The following is a 15,237-nucleotide window of genomic DNA, read 5'->3' on the forward strand; positions in this document are numbered from 1 at the left end:
AACGACGCATCGCCGATGGTAGTGTGGTGCTTCACCATGTGAGAGTAGGTCATCGTCAAGCTCCTATACGAAACCCCAGATCTCTAACGAGGTCTGGGGTTTCTTCTTTGCGCGGCAGAAAGTCGGGCGTGGGCAGAGCCGGGCATGTGGGCGGAGGCTGATCGCCGGCAAGCCGGCTCCTACGGGAACTTCGCCAGGCCGCGTCCTGTAGGAGCCCGCTTGCGGGCGATGCGGTAGTCGCCGGCAAGCCAACTCCTGCAGGGGCGGAAAGTTACAACCTTGCCGGATACGGACGAAATGGCTCGGTTAGAATGCGCGCATGCATTCAGGGGACCTTCATGTCTGCTCCGTTATCCTCCTTGCCTGTGCACGAGCTGGTTGCCTGCCATGAGTGCGACCTGCTCATGCGCAAGCCACAGCTTGCCGATGGCGAGAGCGCTCAATGCCCGCGCTGCGGCTACGAGCTGTTCAGTCACCGCCATCAGGTAGTGCGCCGCAGCCTGGCTCTGGTGGTGGCGGCGTTGCTGCTGTACATCCCGGCGAATTTCCTGCCGATCATGCAGCTCAACCTGCTGGGCCAGACCTCTCAGGATACGGTCTGGAGCGGCGTGCTCGGGCTGTACGACAGTGGCATGCAGGCGATCGCCGTGGTGGTGTTTCTTTGCAGCATGGCGGTGCCGCTGCTCAAGCTGCTGTGCCAGTTGCTGGTGTTGCTGAGCATTCGCCTGGACTTCGGACGCAGCTATGGCCTGCTGCTGTATCGGATTTACCACCACCTGCGCGAGTGGGGCATGCTCGAGGTCTACCTGATGGGCATCCTGGTGGCGATGGTCAAGCTGATGGACCTGGCAGATCTCAGCCTGGGCCTGGGCCTGTTCTGCTTCATTGCGCTCCTGTTGATACAGATCTGGCTGGAGGTGACGATGTCGCCACAGCAGATCTGGCAGGCGCTGTCCGGGGAAGACGTTCATGCGTGCGATTGATGCCGGTCTGCTGGTCTGCCACGAGTGTCACCAGCTCAATCCGATCGAGCCCGAGGTCGAGCACCAGCACTGCAGCCGCTGTGGTGGTTTGGTGCATGCGCGCAGGCCCAACAGCCTGGTTCGGACCTGGGCGCTGCTGCTGACCTCGGCGTTGCTGTACATCCCGGCCAACGTGCTGCCGATCATGACGATCAACAGCCTGGGCAAGGGCGCACCGGCGACGATCATGGAAGGGGTGGTCGAGCTGCTCCAGCACGGCATGCTGCCGATCGCTGCCGTGGTCTTCATCGCCAGCATTCTGGTGCCGACCTTCAAGCTGGTCGGTATTGCCTTGCTGCTGTATTCGGTGCAACGGCACCAGCCGATGTCGGCCCGGCAGCGTATTCTGATGTATCGCTTCATCGAGTGGATCGGGCGCTGGTCGATGCTCGACATCTTTGTCATCGCCATCCTCGTGGCTCTGGTCAACTTCGGCAGCCTGGCCAGTATCGAGGCCGGTGCCGGTGCGGCTGCCTTCGCCAGTGTGGTGATCCTCACCATGCTGGCTGCACTTACTTTCGATCCCCGCCTCATCTGGGACAACACGGAAACCAACCATGACTGATCTTCCTATGGCCAAGACGCGTCCTGCTTCCAACTGGTCGGCCATCTGGGTCTTGCCCCTCATCGCCCTGCTGATCGGCGGTTGGCTGGCCTGGCGCGCCTACAGCGAGGCCGGCATCCAGGTCGAGCTGATCTTTGTCAGCGGCGAAGGCATCCAGGCCGGCAAGACCGAGTTGATGTACAAGGGCATGGCCGTGGGCAAGGTGGTCTCGATCAGTCTCGATCAGACCGGCAAGAATCGTGGCGTGGTGGCGCAGCTCGAGGTCAACAAGGATCTGGAGCAGTACCTGCGCAAGGGCACGAGCTTCTGGCTGGTCAAACCCAATGTCAGTCTGGCCGGGATCAGCGGGCTGGAGACGCTGGTGTCGGGCAACTACATCACCTTCAACCCGGGTGACGGCGAGGCGAGCCGTACCTTCACCGCGCTGACGCAAGAACCGCCGATGGGCGACGACGTGCCGGGCTTGCACCTGACCCTGAAGGCCGATCGGCTGGGGTCGCTCAACCGTGACAGCCCGGTGTTCTACAAGCAGATTCAGGTCGGCCGGGTGAAGAGCTACACCCTGGGTGACGATGAGAGCACCGTCGAGGTCAAGGTCTTCATCGAGCCCGAGTACGCCAGCCTGGTACGCAAGCACACGCGCTTCTGGAACGCCAGCGGCATCAGCATCGATGCCGACCTGTCCGGCTTCAAGCTGCGCAGCGAGTCGCTTGCCAGTATCGTCGCCGGTGGCATCGCCTTCGCCACGCCGGAACATCGCAAGGACAGTCCGCCGACCGATCCGTCGCTGCCTTTCCGCCTGTACGAGAGCTACGACGCCGCACAGGCCGGCATCAAGGTGGTGGTCAAGCTCACCGACTTCGATGGTCTGCAGGAAGGCAGAACGCCGGTCATGTACAAGGGGATCGAGGTCGGCACCCTGAAGACCATGAAGATCGACCGCGACCTCGCCAGCGCCACTGCCGAGCTGACCATCAACCCCTTGGCCGAGGACTATCTGGTCGAAGGCTCCGAGTTCTGGGTGGTCAAGCCTTCCATCTCGCTGGCGGGTATCACCGGGCTGGAGGCACTGGTCAAGGGTAACTACATCGCGGTAAGGCCGGGTGAGAAGGGCAGCCCGCCCGCTCGCAGCTTCGTCGCGCGGAGCAAGGCGCCGCCCCTGGACCTCGGCGCACCGGGGCTGCATCTGGTGCTGTTCAGCGATCAGCTGGGCTCCATCGAGGTTGGCAGCCCGGTGCTCTATCGCCAGATCAAGGTGGGCTCGGTACAGAGCTATCAGCTGTCCAGGGACAATAGCCAGGTGGTGCTCGGCGTGCATATCGAGCCGGACTACGTGCATCTGGTCAACACCTCGACGCGTTTCTGGAATGCCAGCGGCATCACCCTCAAGGGCGGGCTCTCCGGGGTGGAGGTGAAGAGCGAATCCCTGCAGACGTTGTTGGCCGGCGGTATCGCCTTCGAGACCCCGAACCCCGAGGCCCCCGCTTCGGGGCGCCAGGTGCAGCGCTTTGCGCTGCATGCGGACCGGAACAGTGCCCTGCAGCCCGGCACGCAGATTCGCATCCGGGTGAACGATGGCGATGGCCTGCAGCCGGGGACCCTGATCCGCTACAAGGGGCTGGAAGTCGGCAAGGTGGAAAGCCTGGCCCTGACCGATGACCTGCAGGCGGTGATGCTCGATGTGCGCCTCACCCAGGCGGCAGGGCAGATCGCCCGCGAAGGCTCGCGCTTCTGGGTGGTCAAGCCCGAACTGAGTCTGACCCGCGCCGCCAACCTCGGCACGCTGGTCAGCGGCCAGTACCTGGAGGTGCTGCCGGCGTTGCAGGGCGGTGCCCAGCGCCTGCAGTTCACGGCACTGGATGGCCCGCCCAACCAGGCGGTACGCGAGCAGGGGCTGCGTCTGGTGCTGAGCGCGCCACGACGCGGTTCGATCAAGCCGGGGGTGGTGGTCAGCTACCGTGAGGTGCCGGTGGGCAAGGTGGTGGATTTCGAGCTGGGGCCGACCTCGGATCGGGTGTTGATCCACGTGCTGATCGAACCGCGCTATGCGCCGCTGGTGCGTTCGGGCAGCCGCTTCTGGAACGCCAGCGGCATCGGTGTGGATGCGGGGCTGTTCAAGGGCGTGAAGGTGCGTACCGAGTCGCTGGAGGCGCTGATCGAAGGCGGTATCGCCTTCGCCACGCCGAACAATCCGGAGATGGGCGGTCCGGCGCAGCCGGGGCAGACCTTCGCGTTGTTCGATGAGCCGCAGGACGCCTGGATGCAGTGGGCGCCGAAGATCGTCCTGGAGTAGGATGGGGCGCGCGACGGCTGCCGGGAGCGATGTAAGAACGACATCCTCCCTGCGCAGTAACGAGAAGGGCCGCATTGTGCGGCCCTTTCTCTTGGGGGGATGTGAACAGCGGCATCCAGCCGGCTGGTAGATACAAGCTCGCGGCTGAAGCCGCTCCTACGCTCATGTCCCGAGCCGTGGGAGCGTCTTCGGCCGCGACGAGTCAGGCCGGTTCGGCCGTTTCTGCCTGCTCGGGCGCCTGCGCCTTGGCATTCTCGCGGGGCTTGATGAACTTCCAGTCCGCCTCGTCGATGTAGATACCGTTGGGGCCGCTGCCGCCTTCCAGATCGATGGCCACATGGGCCGAGACCTGCGGCTTGACCGAGGCCAGGATGGGCACGAAGCCCAGCTGCAGGCTGGTCTCGATCAGCGCCTGCTGGTTGCGTTCATCGATGTCCGCCGCCTCGTCGAGGTAGTAGGGCAGGCGTACGCGCCCGGCCTGCTCGCGATCCATCAGGTGCAGCAGCAGGTACATGTTGGTCAGCGCCTTGATGGTCATGGTGGTGCCGTTGCTGGCTGCGCCATCGATGTCGGTGTGAATCACAGGCTGGCCATGCACCTTGGTGATCTCGAAGGCCAGTTCGAACAGGTCCTTCAGGCCCAGCTGGTTGCCGTTGGCGGCCACCAGGCGCGACAGGTAGTCCTTGGCTTCTTCGTTCCTGGCGTCCTGCTCGGCCGACTGCGACAGGTCGAACACCGACAGGGTCTCGCCTTCCTCGTACTGGCCGGCGCTGTGGATGATCTGGTCGATGTGGCGCAGGGCTTCCTTGTTCGGCGCGAGGACGATGCGGAAGCTCTGCAGGTTGGAGACCTGACGCTTGTTGATCTCGCGGTTGAACAGGGCCAGCTGGTGTTCCAGGTTGTCGTAGTCGCTGCGGATATTGCGCAGGGTACGGGCGATATCGGTGACCGCTGCGCGTCTGGCCTTGGCCAGCGTGAGGGCTTCGTCCTGGCGGTGGGCATAGGCGTTGACCAGCAGTTGCAGGCGGCGCTCGACGTCGTCTTCGCTGTCGAACTTGGCCACGCCCTTGAGGCGAACCTGGGCGTACAGCGCCTCGATCTGGCCGTCGATGCGTTGCAGTGCCTGCCAGGTGTCCTGGTAGTCGTTGAGCAGCGGCAGCAGGTTGTCCAGCGAGTCGTCCACCGGTTCCATGAACGGTGTGCCGAACGGCAGATCGGCCGGCAGCAGCTGGCGACGGCGCAGGGCGTCCTCCAGGGTGCGTTCCTTGGCTTCCAGATCGGCCAGTTGGCGACCAACGAGCTGCAGCTTGGCGGAGAGCTGCTGCACCCGCTCGGCGAAGGCATCGCTGGCGCGCTTGAGTTCGTCCTGGGCGCCTTCCAGTTCGGCCAGACGTTCCAGCTTCTGCGGCTCCTCGGCGGCCAGAGTCTGGCTCTTGCGGAAGTCTTCCAGGGCTTTCTGCGCGTCCAGCACGGCCTGGTACAGGGTTTCGGCCTGGGCCTTGCTGGCGGCGCGGTCGGCGGCGACCGACTGCTGGGTCTTGAGCTGCTTCAGCTCGCGCTCCAGGCGATCCTTCTGGTCACGCAGGGCGGCGCGGTCAGCCAGTGCCTGCAGGGCCGGCGGCTCGATATGGCTGAGGTCGATGGACAGGCCGGGCACGGCGAAGGTGTCGCCCTTGAAGCGGTCGAGCACGGCTTCGACCGCCTTGACCCAATCGTCGCCGTCGGCCTGGATGCCTTTCTCGCCCAGCGGCAGGCTGAACAGCTGGCCGTTGAACAGGCGCATCAGGCGGTCGACGTCGGCCTGGCTGAACTCCTCGCGCAGACGCGAGTAGCTGTTGTTGTCGGCGTGGTCGAGCTGCTGCCGGACCGACTTGAGGCGTTTTTCCAGATCGCGCAGACGCTCGTCGAGGTCCTCGCTGGAGAACTGCCGCGACTGCGCCAGGGCGCCAGCCAGCTCGTCGTGGGCGTCCTTGGCGGCGAGCAGTTGCTCTTCCAGCACCTTGGCGTCTTCGACCAGGGCGAAGCGGTTCTTCAGCACCGCCAGTTCGCCCAGCCAGCGTTGGATTTCGCTGATCTCGCGCTCCAGGCGCATCAGCTCGCTGGTGCCGCCGCGCTGTTCGTTCTGCAGGCCGTCCTGTTCGTTGCGGTAATGCTCGGCCTGGATCACCAGCTCTTCCTTGCGCGCATCGGCATAGTCGTGCCAGGTGCCCAGCAGGTTGTCGAGCAGCGGCGACAGGCGATGCAGCTTGCCGCGCAGTATCTCGCGCTGGCCGACGCCGGTGGCCAGCGCTTCGATCAGCGGGCCGGCAGTGACCAGTGCCTGGTAGTCCTGCTCCATGCGGCGCACGTCGCGGAAGGCTTCTTCGGTGGCGGCGATGTAGTCGACGCTGCCCGAGCGCAGGCTGTGCTCGAAGGCATCGAGGAACAGCTGCTTGAGCTTGGCTGCAGTGATTTCGCGCATGTGCAGCAGGTTGATGAACAGCGCGCGGAAGGTCTTCAGGCTCTGCTCGCTGGTCGAGCGCAGCGGGATCAGGGTCAGGTCCAGCGGGATGCTGGTGTGCCCACCCACCAGCAGGCGGCGCAGTTCGTCGGGCTTCAGCTCGTAGGCGGTGATGCCGGCCTGGCCGAGGTTCTTGAACAGTTCGCGCTGACGCAGGCAGGTGCCGTTCTGCTGGTAGTGCTCCAGGTCCAGCTCGCCGGCGTAGGCAAAGAACTGGTGGCCGAAGCCGCCGCCCGGGCCGCGTCCGGCCACGCCGATCACGTGCGGGCCATGGGGCAGGGCAACCTCGACGAGAATGTAGCTGGTGTCGCTGGCGAAGTAGAACTTGCGCGAGGCTTCCAGGCTGTACTTGCCGAAGCTCATGTCCGACATGCGCGCCAGGATGGGGAACTGCAGGGCGTTGATCGAAGCGGACTTGCCCAGGTTGTTGGCGCCGTACACCGACAGCGGGTTTTCCAGCGGGAACAGGCCGAGGCTGTAGCCGGCGGTGTTCAGCAGGGCGAAGCGGCGGATGCCGTAGCGTTCCTGGCTCATGCGTCCATCTCCTGTGCAGCGCGTTCTTCTGCCATGGCGCGGGCCAGGGCGTCTTCCTCGGATTCCTCGGTGTCGCTGGCCTCGGCCACTGTGGCGTCACCGTCATCGTCCAGCAGCACCGGTGCCGGCAGCGGCAGGTCGCTGCTGTGCAGGCTGGCGGCCAGGTCACGGTCGTGCTGCACCGACAGGCAGACGTCGAGGAAACGGTGCATCGGCGGCAGGAAACGGTACACGCCGTTGCTGTCCTCGGCGAAGCCGAGCTGGGTCAGGCGGCGGATGATCTTGTCTTCCAGCTCCTCGAAGGTGGTCACCTCGGCCTGCAGGAACAGGTCGCGGTACTTCTCCAGCAGGGCTGGCAGTTCGTCACGGCCGATGCTGCCGCCGTCGAGCACGGAGAGCGGGTCGCGGCCCTGGTCGGCCAGGTGCTCGACCAGGATGAAGGTGAACAGCGCCAGGCGCTGGGCGGTCTTGTTCACCTGCGGTGCGACCTGCTCGGGGACGAAGTAGTAGAAGCCGCGCGGGTCGCAGACCAGTTCGAAACCGAGGGCGCGGAACAGGGCACGGTACTGGTCCTGCATGCTCGACAGCTGGGCGTAGCACTCCGGCTCGCTGCGGGAGATGTGGTAGCCCTTGAACAGATCGCGGAACGCGGCTGCCAGCTGGGTCATTTCTTTCAGGTCGATATTCATAGACGGTGCTCACGGGCAAGCATTGGGTCGAGTGCGCCTGGGCGCGCTCCACCTGAGAGTTCGGGGTGGCCGATGGCGGGCAGGCGCAGGGTGGACGACGCTTGATGCCTCCACGGCCCGGCCAGCAGCGAGATGGACAAGCAGAGCGTTGTCCACCCTACGAGGTGCTCATGCATCGGGGCGACCCACCAGGGCGTAGGAGCTGATGCTGATTTCATGCTCGCGGGTCAGGTAGGTCTGGCGCTGCAGGCGGTCACGCTGGAAGCGCGATTCGCGCGACAGGCGCGAGAACCAGTAGAGCAGTTCGTCGGTGGCGCCTTCCGGTTCCTGCTCCAGCAGCCAGGTCATCAGGTCCGGCAGCGGCAGGGCCTGTTCGCAGCGTTCGATCATCTCCCGCGCGGTCTTCGGCGCCTTGGGCGCGCCGCCCTTGCGGCTGCTGCTGGCCTTGGGGAAGTGCGCCGGCTTGGCTTCGAAGCGGGCCAGGGCGTAGACATAGGCCTCGACCTGGCTGGCCGAGCCCAGGAAGTTGCTCTGCGGTCGGGTGAACAGCGGCATGGCGGCCTGGGGCACGGCGTCGATACCCTTCTTGCGGATCACCGACAGGGCCAGCGCCGCGCCACGGGTCACGGCGTTGTGCCGGCGCGCTTCCTCGCGCAGCGGCAGCAACAGTTCGCGGGCCTTGCGCAGGGTCAGCTGGGCGGTGGTCTGCATTTCCAGGATGCGCGCGTGGGTACGCAGCAGCAGGTCGTCGTCGACCAGTTGGCCGAGGCGCTGCTGGTCACCGAGCAGGCGCAGCAGCACCTGTTCGACCCGGCGTACACCTTGCTCGAAGGCGCCATCGGCGGCGACCAGCTGGATCATCGGCTCGACGTATTCGTCCCAGGTCGCCAGGACCTCGGCGTAACGCTGGCGCAGGGGAATCTGCCGGTCGCTGGTCTTGGCCCGGTCGGCCACACCGACCAGCGCCTGTTCGTCGTTGCCGAGTTTCTTCAGCACGTCGCGCACGCGCATGTCGAGCAGGCGCAGCTGGCGTGCCAGGTCGTTGGCGTCGCGTACCTCGAAGGCGTCCTGGATATAACCGGCCAGGCGCTCCAGATGGCGCAGGTAGGCCTCGATCTCCAGGCACAGGCCCAGGCGGTGCTCGCGGCGCAGATAGGCGAGGAAGTCGTGGATCTGCGCGTTGAGCTCGAAACGGTTGGGGCTCTTCGCCACCGGCACCAGGATGTCCAGGCGAATCCAGGTGTCGAGCAGGGCGGTGGTGTCACTGGGCGTCGCGTCGGGCAACTGGGCTGCGAGCTGGCCGCGCAGCTCGACCAGGCTCAGGGTGCCCGCGTCGAAGCGCTCGCACAGCGGTTCGAGCAACGTCCAGTGTTCGGCGAGGGCGCGCAATACGCGCTTGGGATCGATCATCGAGGCGCCGGGTTCCAGGCAAGTGAAAAGGAGCGATTGTACTGCAAGGCGGATGCCTGTTTTGAGCCCGAATCGATCAGTTGCAGGTGACGTTATTCGGCACATTGGGACGGGCTGCGGTTCGCTGGTAGCTGCAAACCCTTGAAATGCCGCAGAAATCGGCACTCTGGCGGATGGCACGCTTTCTGCCATGTCCCTGAGGAGAACCTGCCAGTGGAGTCACCATGTCCGCCCTTGCCCTAAATGTCGATGCCCGTTGGCACGAGTTGCAGCATCAGCGCGACCTGGATTGGGACCTTCACGCCATCACCGATCGCGCCCAGGCGATCGCGTTCCTGCGGCGTTTCGAAAACCGCCTGTGCATCTACTCCAGCTACGTCGAGAAGCTCTACAGCAACTACAGTTTCGTGGTGCCGCAGGACGAGCAGGGCGGCATCACCATCCTGCCCGACGAGATGGCCTGGCACGACATCTTCCATGACATCCCCGCCGACGCGGTGGAGCCTACCGGCGTGCACGTCCTGCCGGGTGAGGCCATCGGCTGTGACGGGCTGTACATCAAGGTTCCGGGGGAGTCGCGGCTGGTGGCCTCGCGCGAGCTGCCGTTTCAGGAAGGGTTGCGCCTGCTGATCGAGCGCTACCGCCAGCGCGGCGAGCATTTCCTGCCCGTGCTGGTGAAGGGGGATCTGCGCGAGTACGAGGCGCGCATGCCGTCGTTACACCTGCACCGCATCAACCCGAGCAAGCTCGGGCACTGCTCCCGGCTGAGCATCGACGCCATTCGCAGCGCAATCGCCGAGCACCTGCTGAGCCTGTTCCGCCAGCGTTGACCGGCAGTGGTGTTACGCCGATGTGACAGCTGGTAACACCCGCCTTGCCGTCATTCTCCCGCTGCAGGCCGTTTGCCAGCCTTTTCTCGACTATGGGTCGGGCCGCTTTTGCCGGTGCCCTTCTATAGTGGCTTCAAGAAATCGAGTCGGAGCGCTCGATGCCACCATAAGAAAAAGGGGGGGTTGCCATGCGTCGGTCCTTTCGCTTCGCCAGACATGCCCTGGCGCTGGTTTGTGCTGGAGTTCTGAGTGCCCAGGTCCAGGCCAAGATGGTCGAGCTCGAGGACAGCGAGCTGTCGGACATCACCGGGCAGGCCTTCATCAACCTGACCACCGACAGCAATGCCGGCATCAATTACACCCGCGTCAATTTCGGCCTGAACATCGACACCCAGCTGAACGTCAAGAAACTGCAGCTCGGCCAGTACACCCGTCCCGGTGAGGCCGCCGGTTCGTCCGACATTCTGATCAACAACTTCGCGCTGGGAACGGTGGGGCCGAACGACACGATCAACCCGTTCAAGATCTCCAATCCCTTTCTCGAACTGGCTTACGAAGGCGATCGCGTCGTCGGGGTGCGCATCGGCTTCGGCGAGGCCAAGGGTACACTGTCCGGGGATATCCGGAGCCTGACGGGCAATATCCCGGTGCATATCAAGGGTACTGGCGATGCCATCTACGACAAGGCGACCTTCGCCCAGCGCGCAGCGTTGCTGCTCGCCGGGGTGTATCGCAGCAGTACCGTCGAGGCCGACGCCATGTTGGTCAACTCCGGTGGCAAGGTAGACCCGATCAGGGGCACCATGGCCGGTATCAAGAATGGCGATGGCCTGACCTGCACCTCCGGCTGTGCCGGCGGCTGGACCGATGCCCTGCTGGGGGTCTTCGCCTCGGGCAATTGCAGTATCCTCGGCATCCAGACCTGCTTCAATCTGTCCCAGTTCCAGTCGCTGCCGGTGGGTAACACCAGCGACATGAGCAACATGCAGAACGCCGCCAAGGGCTTCTTCATCTCTCTGCAGACCCAGGACGTCGCCTGGCGAGACATGGACAGCAATGCTTTCATCACCGCACTGCAGGGCGCGTTCATGAACCTGCCCAAGTACCGTGACGCCAACGGCAACCTTGTGTCGCCGATCAATATCGACTTCGACCAGGCCTTCAACGGTATTCCCCGGCAGGATACCTGCGTCGGTAGCGCCACTGCGGGGTGCTGAACATGCGTAACGGGGTGCTGCTGATGGCGCTGCTCCACGCCGGAACCACGCTGGCGATGGAGCCGCTGAGTGACGCGGAAATGTCCGACGTGCAGGGCGCCGGCCTGGGCTTCGTGCTGGATCAGGTGCTGCTGGATGGTTCCGGTGCGCAGATCGTGATCAACGACATCACCGACGGTCAGGGGCGCAACGTGCCCATCTCCCTGAATAACCTCTATCTGGGGGCCGCCGGCAGTGACAAGGGCAGCAACCTCAATCCGGTGACCATCGGCAGCCTGGACCATCCCTTCGAGCTGGAGCTGGCCAAGGGTGAGGAGCTGCGCAGCCTGCGTGACGACGGGCAGTGGGTGCAGACCACACCGAACGACATCACCGTGCTGTCACTGAAGTTCCCTGAGCGTCTCGTTTCGGGCGGCAATCCCTGCATCGCCGGCTATGCCGGTGCCGGCTCCAACTGCTCGACCGGCCCCAGCGGGCGTGCTGACCTAGGCATGCGTTTCGATTTTCAGGTATCGGCCGGGCGTACCGAGATGCTGGCGCTGGACATCCACCAGTTGGTGATGGACGGCTCCTACCTGCGGCTGTGGGGTGACCCAGGGCAGAATGGCAATGGCGAGCTGGTCGGCGAGGCGCGGATCAACATCTTCGCCAAGACCCTGGAGGTGATGTCCTGCGCCCAGGCCAACTGCGATACCGCTGGCGAAACCGCTGCGCAGCGCGGCGCGCGCACCCTCTATATCACCAACGGTTACGCCAACATTGCCCTGGGCTACGGCAAGTCGCAGCCGCTGCGGTTGCGGGCGAGCGCTGACGGCCAGTTCGTGCTGGAGTTGCAGAACCCGACGGCGACCGGCACCACGGCGGCACAGCGGCAGGCCCTGGCCAGCGACTTCTATGCCAATGCGCCGCGGACCAACCTGGTGTTCGAGAACCTCACCATGGGCGGCACGCGCAGCAGCCCCACGGCGGTTCCCACCGGCGGCTACAACTTTGGTCGCAACGAGATCTCCGGGTTGAGCTTCAACTACCTGAAGGTGAGCAGCTATGACCTGCATTAGTCGAGCGATTGCCGTGCTGGCGCTGCTGCCAGGTCTGGCGCTGGCGGAAATGCAGGCCCTGGATGACGATGCCCTGAGCGAGCTGAGCGGCCAGGGTGGTGTCTACCTCTCCGGCGAATTCAGCATCAACAAGAACGGTGGCGTGCTCTGGGATACGCCCGCCAGCAACAACCCCGCGCAGTGGACGGCCAACCAGCGCAGCTGTGCCCTGGTCGGTGCCAGCAGCCCGGAAAGTTGCGGCATGCGGGTGGCAGTGCGCTCCGGTGCCAATGCCGGCTGGTATGTGCTGGACAACATCAAGGGCATCTTCAGTTTCGAGGGCCTGACCCTGGATACCCGTACCCTCACCAGTGCTGGCGGTGAACGTGAGGTGCTGGCGTTGGGGCTGCCCAACGAGATTCGCTTCAAGGACGGCAACTTCGCCTTTGCCGTGGCCAGCCAGGGCGGTTGGAAGAACAAGGCGCTGAGCGCCGCCAATGGCGGTGACCCGAGCTACCAGCAGACCACGATCTTCTCCGCCAAGATCGATGGCAGCATCCGCATGCAAGGCAGCATGCTGGTGTTCCCGACCAACTGAGGAGGCCGTTATGCAGCGTTACGGATGGCTTTCTGCGCTGTTGCTCGGCAGCACGCCGGTCTGGTCGATGCAGGCGCTGGACGATGCCGGCCTGGCCAGTGTCAGTGGCCGTGGTGGCATCAGCATCGAAACGAGCGGTGGCGGCTGGTCCGCCGATAGCCTGGAGTACCGCGAGGACGGCCAGAGCCTGCGTGTCGAAGGCATCTCCAGTCGTGCACAGCAGGCAGGCAGCCGCTCCACGACGCAGATCGACGTGATCGACGACCGCTTGCATGTCGAGCACCAGGGCCGAGCGAACGAACTGGCGGTGAACGGTATCGGTTTTGCCGGCAGTGACAGGAGCTTTGGCGCCTTCCGGGCCTTCTATACCCTGGGGGCCAGCCTACAGTTGCGCGGTGGCGGCGCCAGCGGTGTCGCCGGGTTCAGCGTCGATGACAGCCGCCTGAGCCTGGATGCGGTGACCTTCTACTACCGCGACAACGGCTTCGACCTGATCGTGCGCAACGCTTCGTTCGATGCCTACCTGAACAACGCCTATCTGGACATCGTCAGCGGCGGCAACGGCTCGGCGGTGCGGCTCGATCTCGGGGACACGCGCTTCGTCGCGCAGATTGGCGGCATCGGTCTGGATCTCGCCCATGGCGACCCTGATCCGGGTGTCGCGGTGACACCGAGTGCGCCGGATACCCGTCATGTCGACCATGCGCGCAGCTTCGGTCAGCTGGATATGGATCTGCGCCTGGGCGGCAGTGTCCGCATCGCCGGCGGCGGCGCGAGTGGCCAGGGCGTGCGCCTGATCCCCCAGATCACCATCGCCAACAGCCTGTTCCAGTACAAGGATGATGGCGTGCTGCGCGCCGAGAATTTCGCCGGAGTGCTCAGCAGCCAGAATGGCATCACCCTCGACCTGGGTGAGGACGGCAGCGGGCGCTATGCCCAGTTGGCGTTCCAGGACCTCAAGCTGAACGCCAGCCTTGGCGGGTTGATCATCGGTAACCCGAGCAATCAGAAGATCGGCAGCCTGGCCCTGGACCTCAACTTCCAGGATCAGGGCGCGCGGCAGAACTGGTTCAAGCTGCGCCCCGGCGGTGACCCCAATTCCGGCTTGCAGGGCATCACCGCCGATGTGTCGTGGAACATGGTCAGCAGCTCGGTCTCGCTCACCGATAACGGTAACAGCATGTGGTTCAGCGGCCTGCGCACCCATGGTGTCGGTCAGCTCACGCTCGACCTGACCCGTAGCTGTGCCGGCGGCGTCAGCACCGGCTGCTACGCCGGCAGTGTCGACACGCAACCCGGCAGTGGCGGCTATGACGGACACTTCGACGGCCTGCGCCTGGGACTGAAGAACGTCAGCGGTGGCTACAGCTTCGATGGCCTGCGGGTCGGCGGGGCCGACGCGCCGTTGCAGGGTGGCACCGAACTGCTGGTCCTGCTGGAGATCTTCCCGGCCTACGACTTCACCCTCAACGGCCAGCTTACGCTGCGTCCCGGCGGCGCCAGTGGCGACGGTGTGCGCTACAACGCCGACTTCTTCGTCACCGATGCCAACGCGGCGGTCACCGTCGATGAGACCGGTCGCGGCCTGTGGCTGGCGGGCACGCGCTACGACATGCACTTTCGCGATGGGGCGCTGGACGTGACCCAGGCCGGTGTGCAATTGAGCAAGGGCACCTACTGGTCGACCCTGGATGTGCACGATGTACGCTGGGGCGACCGAGCCGCTGGACAGAGTCTCGGCCGCATCGTGCTGCGCCGCTACGAGCAGGGCTCCACCCTCAGCCTCAGCTCCGGTGGCGCCGGCGCGCTGTGCGTCGGCGGCAGTGGCAGCAACGCTTCGGCGTGTGCCGCCAGCGGCGGGCGCTGGGAGGATCGCGGCAACGAAGGCCTCACCGCCGGGCTGAAGAATGTCTTCGTCCGCGATGCTTCGGGCAACCCGGCGGGGAGCGTGTCGAACAGCGAGAAGCGCAACCAGCTGATCATCGAGACGGACCGGGTGAACGGCGTCGACGGCACCGGCGCGCAACTGGTGGTGGACAACTTCTACACCTCCGATGCCAACCCCGGCGATGCCAATGCCAACAGCTATGGGGTACGGGTCGACCTCAACCTGGACGTGGCGCCGACCAGCGTCTGCAACAAGAGCACCAGCGGCTGCCCACCGGTGTCGCCGGATCCGTTGGGCTTCGCCGTCAACGGGCGGGTGCATTTCAAGGAGATCAACATCGACCGTATCCAGAACGTTCACCCGAGCGGCGGGGCGGTCACCTCCATGTACGGCATCAAGCTGCAGAACGCCGATATCCGCGCCAACCTCACCGCCACCCCCATGAACTGAAGCGGAGCCTGCAACGCATGGCCCCTGCCGCCATGCGCTCGTCGCGGCCGAAGCCACTCGCACGGGGCAACCGGGCGCCCCGTCATACCGCTGTAACCGCGCTGTCCTAGCGTGCTCCTCCAGGCGGGCCAGCTTCCGGTCATCACCGGTTGTACAAAAAATCTCCAATGCCCTTTCGATATGCGCCGGTTATCGGCACAATTC

The 15,237-nt window shown here is 64.8% G+C and carries 11 protein-coding genes; 8 read left to right on the plus strand and 3 right to left on the minus strand.

Annotated features, from left to right (window positions below; genetic code table 11):
* The first annotated feature begins 338 nt into the window (after positions 1-338).
* From EPK82_RS23420 to EPK82_RS23430, 3 genes are read left to right on the plus strand one after another with little or no spacing between them, the layout of a single operon-like run.
* Complete coding sequence (locus tag EPK82_RS23420) at positions 339-983, plus strand: paraquat-inducible protein A (RefSeq protein ID WP_134678207.1); 645 nt, start codon at positions 339-341, stop codon at positions 981-983.
* Positions 970-1,587, plus strand: a complete 618-nt coding sequence (locus EPK82_RS23425) for a paraquat-inducible protein A (RefSeq protein WP_037055940.1) — start codon at positions 970-972, stop codon at positions 1,585-1,587. Before EPK82_RS23420 ends, EPK82_RS23425 begins: the two co-directional genes overlap by 14 nt.
* Complete coding sequence (locus tag EPK82_RS23430; RefSeq protein WP_134678208.1) at positions 1,580-3,880, plus strand: PqiB family protein; 2,301 nt, start codon at positions 1,580-1,582, stop codon at positions 3,878-3,880. The genes EPK82_RS23425 and EPK82_RS23430 overlap by 8 nt, the downstream gene beginning before the upstream one ends.
* A 202-nt stretch (positions 3,881-4,082) precedes the next feature.
* Here the strand turns inward: EPK82_RS23430 and mksF are convergent, their stop codons facing one another.
* The 3 genes from mksF to mksB form a co-directional block, all read right to left on the minus strand.
* Positions 4,083-6,914 carry an Mks condensin complex protein MksF gene (gene mksF, locus EPK82_RS23435; protein ID WP_037055944.1) on the minus strand — a complete coding sequence of 944 codons (2,832 nt, stop codon included), beginning with the start codon at positions 6,912-6,914 and terminating at the stop codon, positions 4,083-4,085.
* Positions 6,911-7,603 carry an Mks condensin complex protein MksE gene (gene mksE / locus EPK82_RS23440; RefSeq protein ID WP_134678209.1) on the minus strand — a complete coding sequence of 231 codons (693 nt, stop codon included), beginning with the start codon at positions 7,601-7,603 and terminating at the stop codon, positions 6,911-6,913. The genes mksF and mksE overlap by 4 nt, the downstream gene beginning before the upstream one ends.
* Before the next feature lie 168 nt (positions 7,604-7,771).
* Entirely contained in the window at positions 7,772-9,013 is a 1,242-nt protein-coding gene (mksB, locus tag EPK82_RS23445; RefSeq protein WP_037055948.1) for an Mks condensin complex protein MksB, read from the minus strand.
* 224 nt (positions 9,014-9,237) lie between these two features.
* On the opposite strand from mksB, the gene EPK82_RS23450 reads away from it, so the two are divergent.
* From EPK82_RS23450 to EPK82_RS23470, 5 genes are all read left to right on the plus strand, one after another.
* Positions 9,238-9,843 carry a hypothetical protein gene (locus tag EPK82_RS23450; protein WP_134678210.1) on the plus strand — a complete coding sequence of 202 codons (606 nt, stop codon included), beginning with the start codon at positions 9,238-9,240 and terminating at the stop codon, positions 9,841-9,843.
* Between the two features lie 188 nt (positions 9,844-10,031).
* Complete coding sequence (locus EPK82_RS23455) at positions 10,032-11,060, plus strand: DUF6160 family protein (protein ID WP_134678211.1); 1,029 nt, start codon at positions 10,032-10,034, stop codon at positions 11,058-11,060.
* A gap of 2 nt (positions 11,061-11,062) precedes the next feature.
* Entirely contained in the window at positions 11,063-12,118 is a 1,056-nt protein-coding gene (locus tag EPK82_RS23460; protein ID WP_244230096.1) for a hypothetical protein, read from the plus strand.
* Positions 12,105-12,695 (plus strand): DUF6160 family protein, encoded by a 591-nt coding sequence (locus tag EPK82_RS23465; RefSeq protein ID WP_134678212.1) that lies wholly within the window; start codon positions 12,105-12,107, stop codon positions 12,693-12,695. Before EPK82_RS23460 ends, EPK82_RS23465 begins: the two co-directional genes overlap by 14 nt.
* A gap of 10 nt (positions 12,696-12,705) precedes the next feature.
* Entirely contained in the window at positions 12,706-15,033 is a 2,328-nt protein-coding gene (locus EPK82_RS23470) for a DUF6160 family protein (protein WP_134678213.1), read from the plus strand.
* The last annotated feature ends 204 nt before the right edge of the window (positions 15,034-15,237 follow it).

Source organism: Ectopseudomonas khazarica, assembly GCF_004521985.1.
GTDB classification, from domain to species: Bacteria; Pseudomonadota; Gammaproteobacteria; order Pseudomonadales; family Pseudomonadaceae; genus Aquipseudomonas; species Aquipseudomonas khazarica.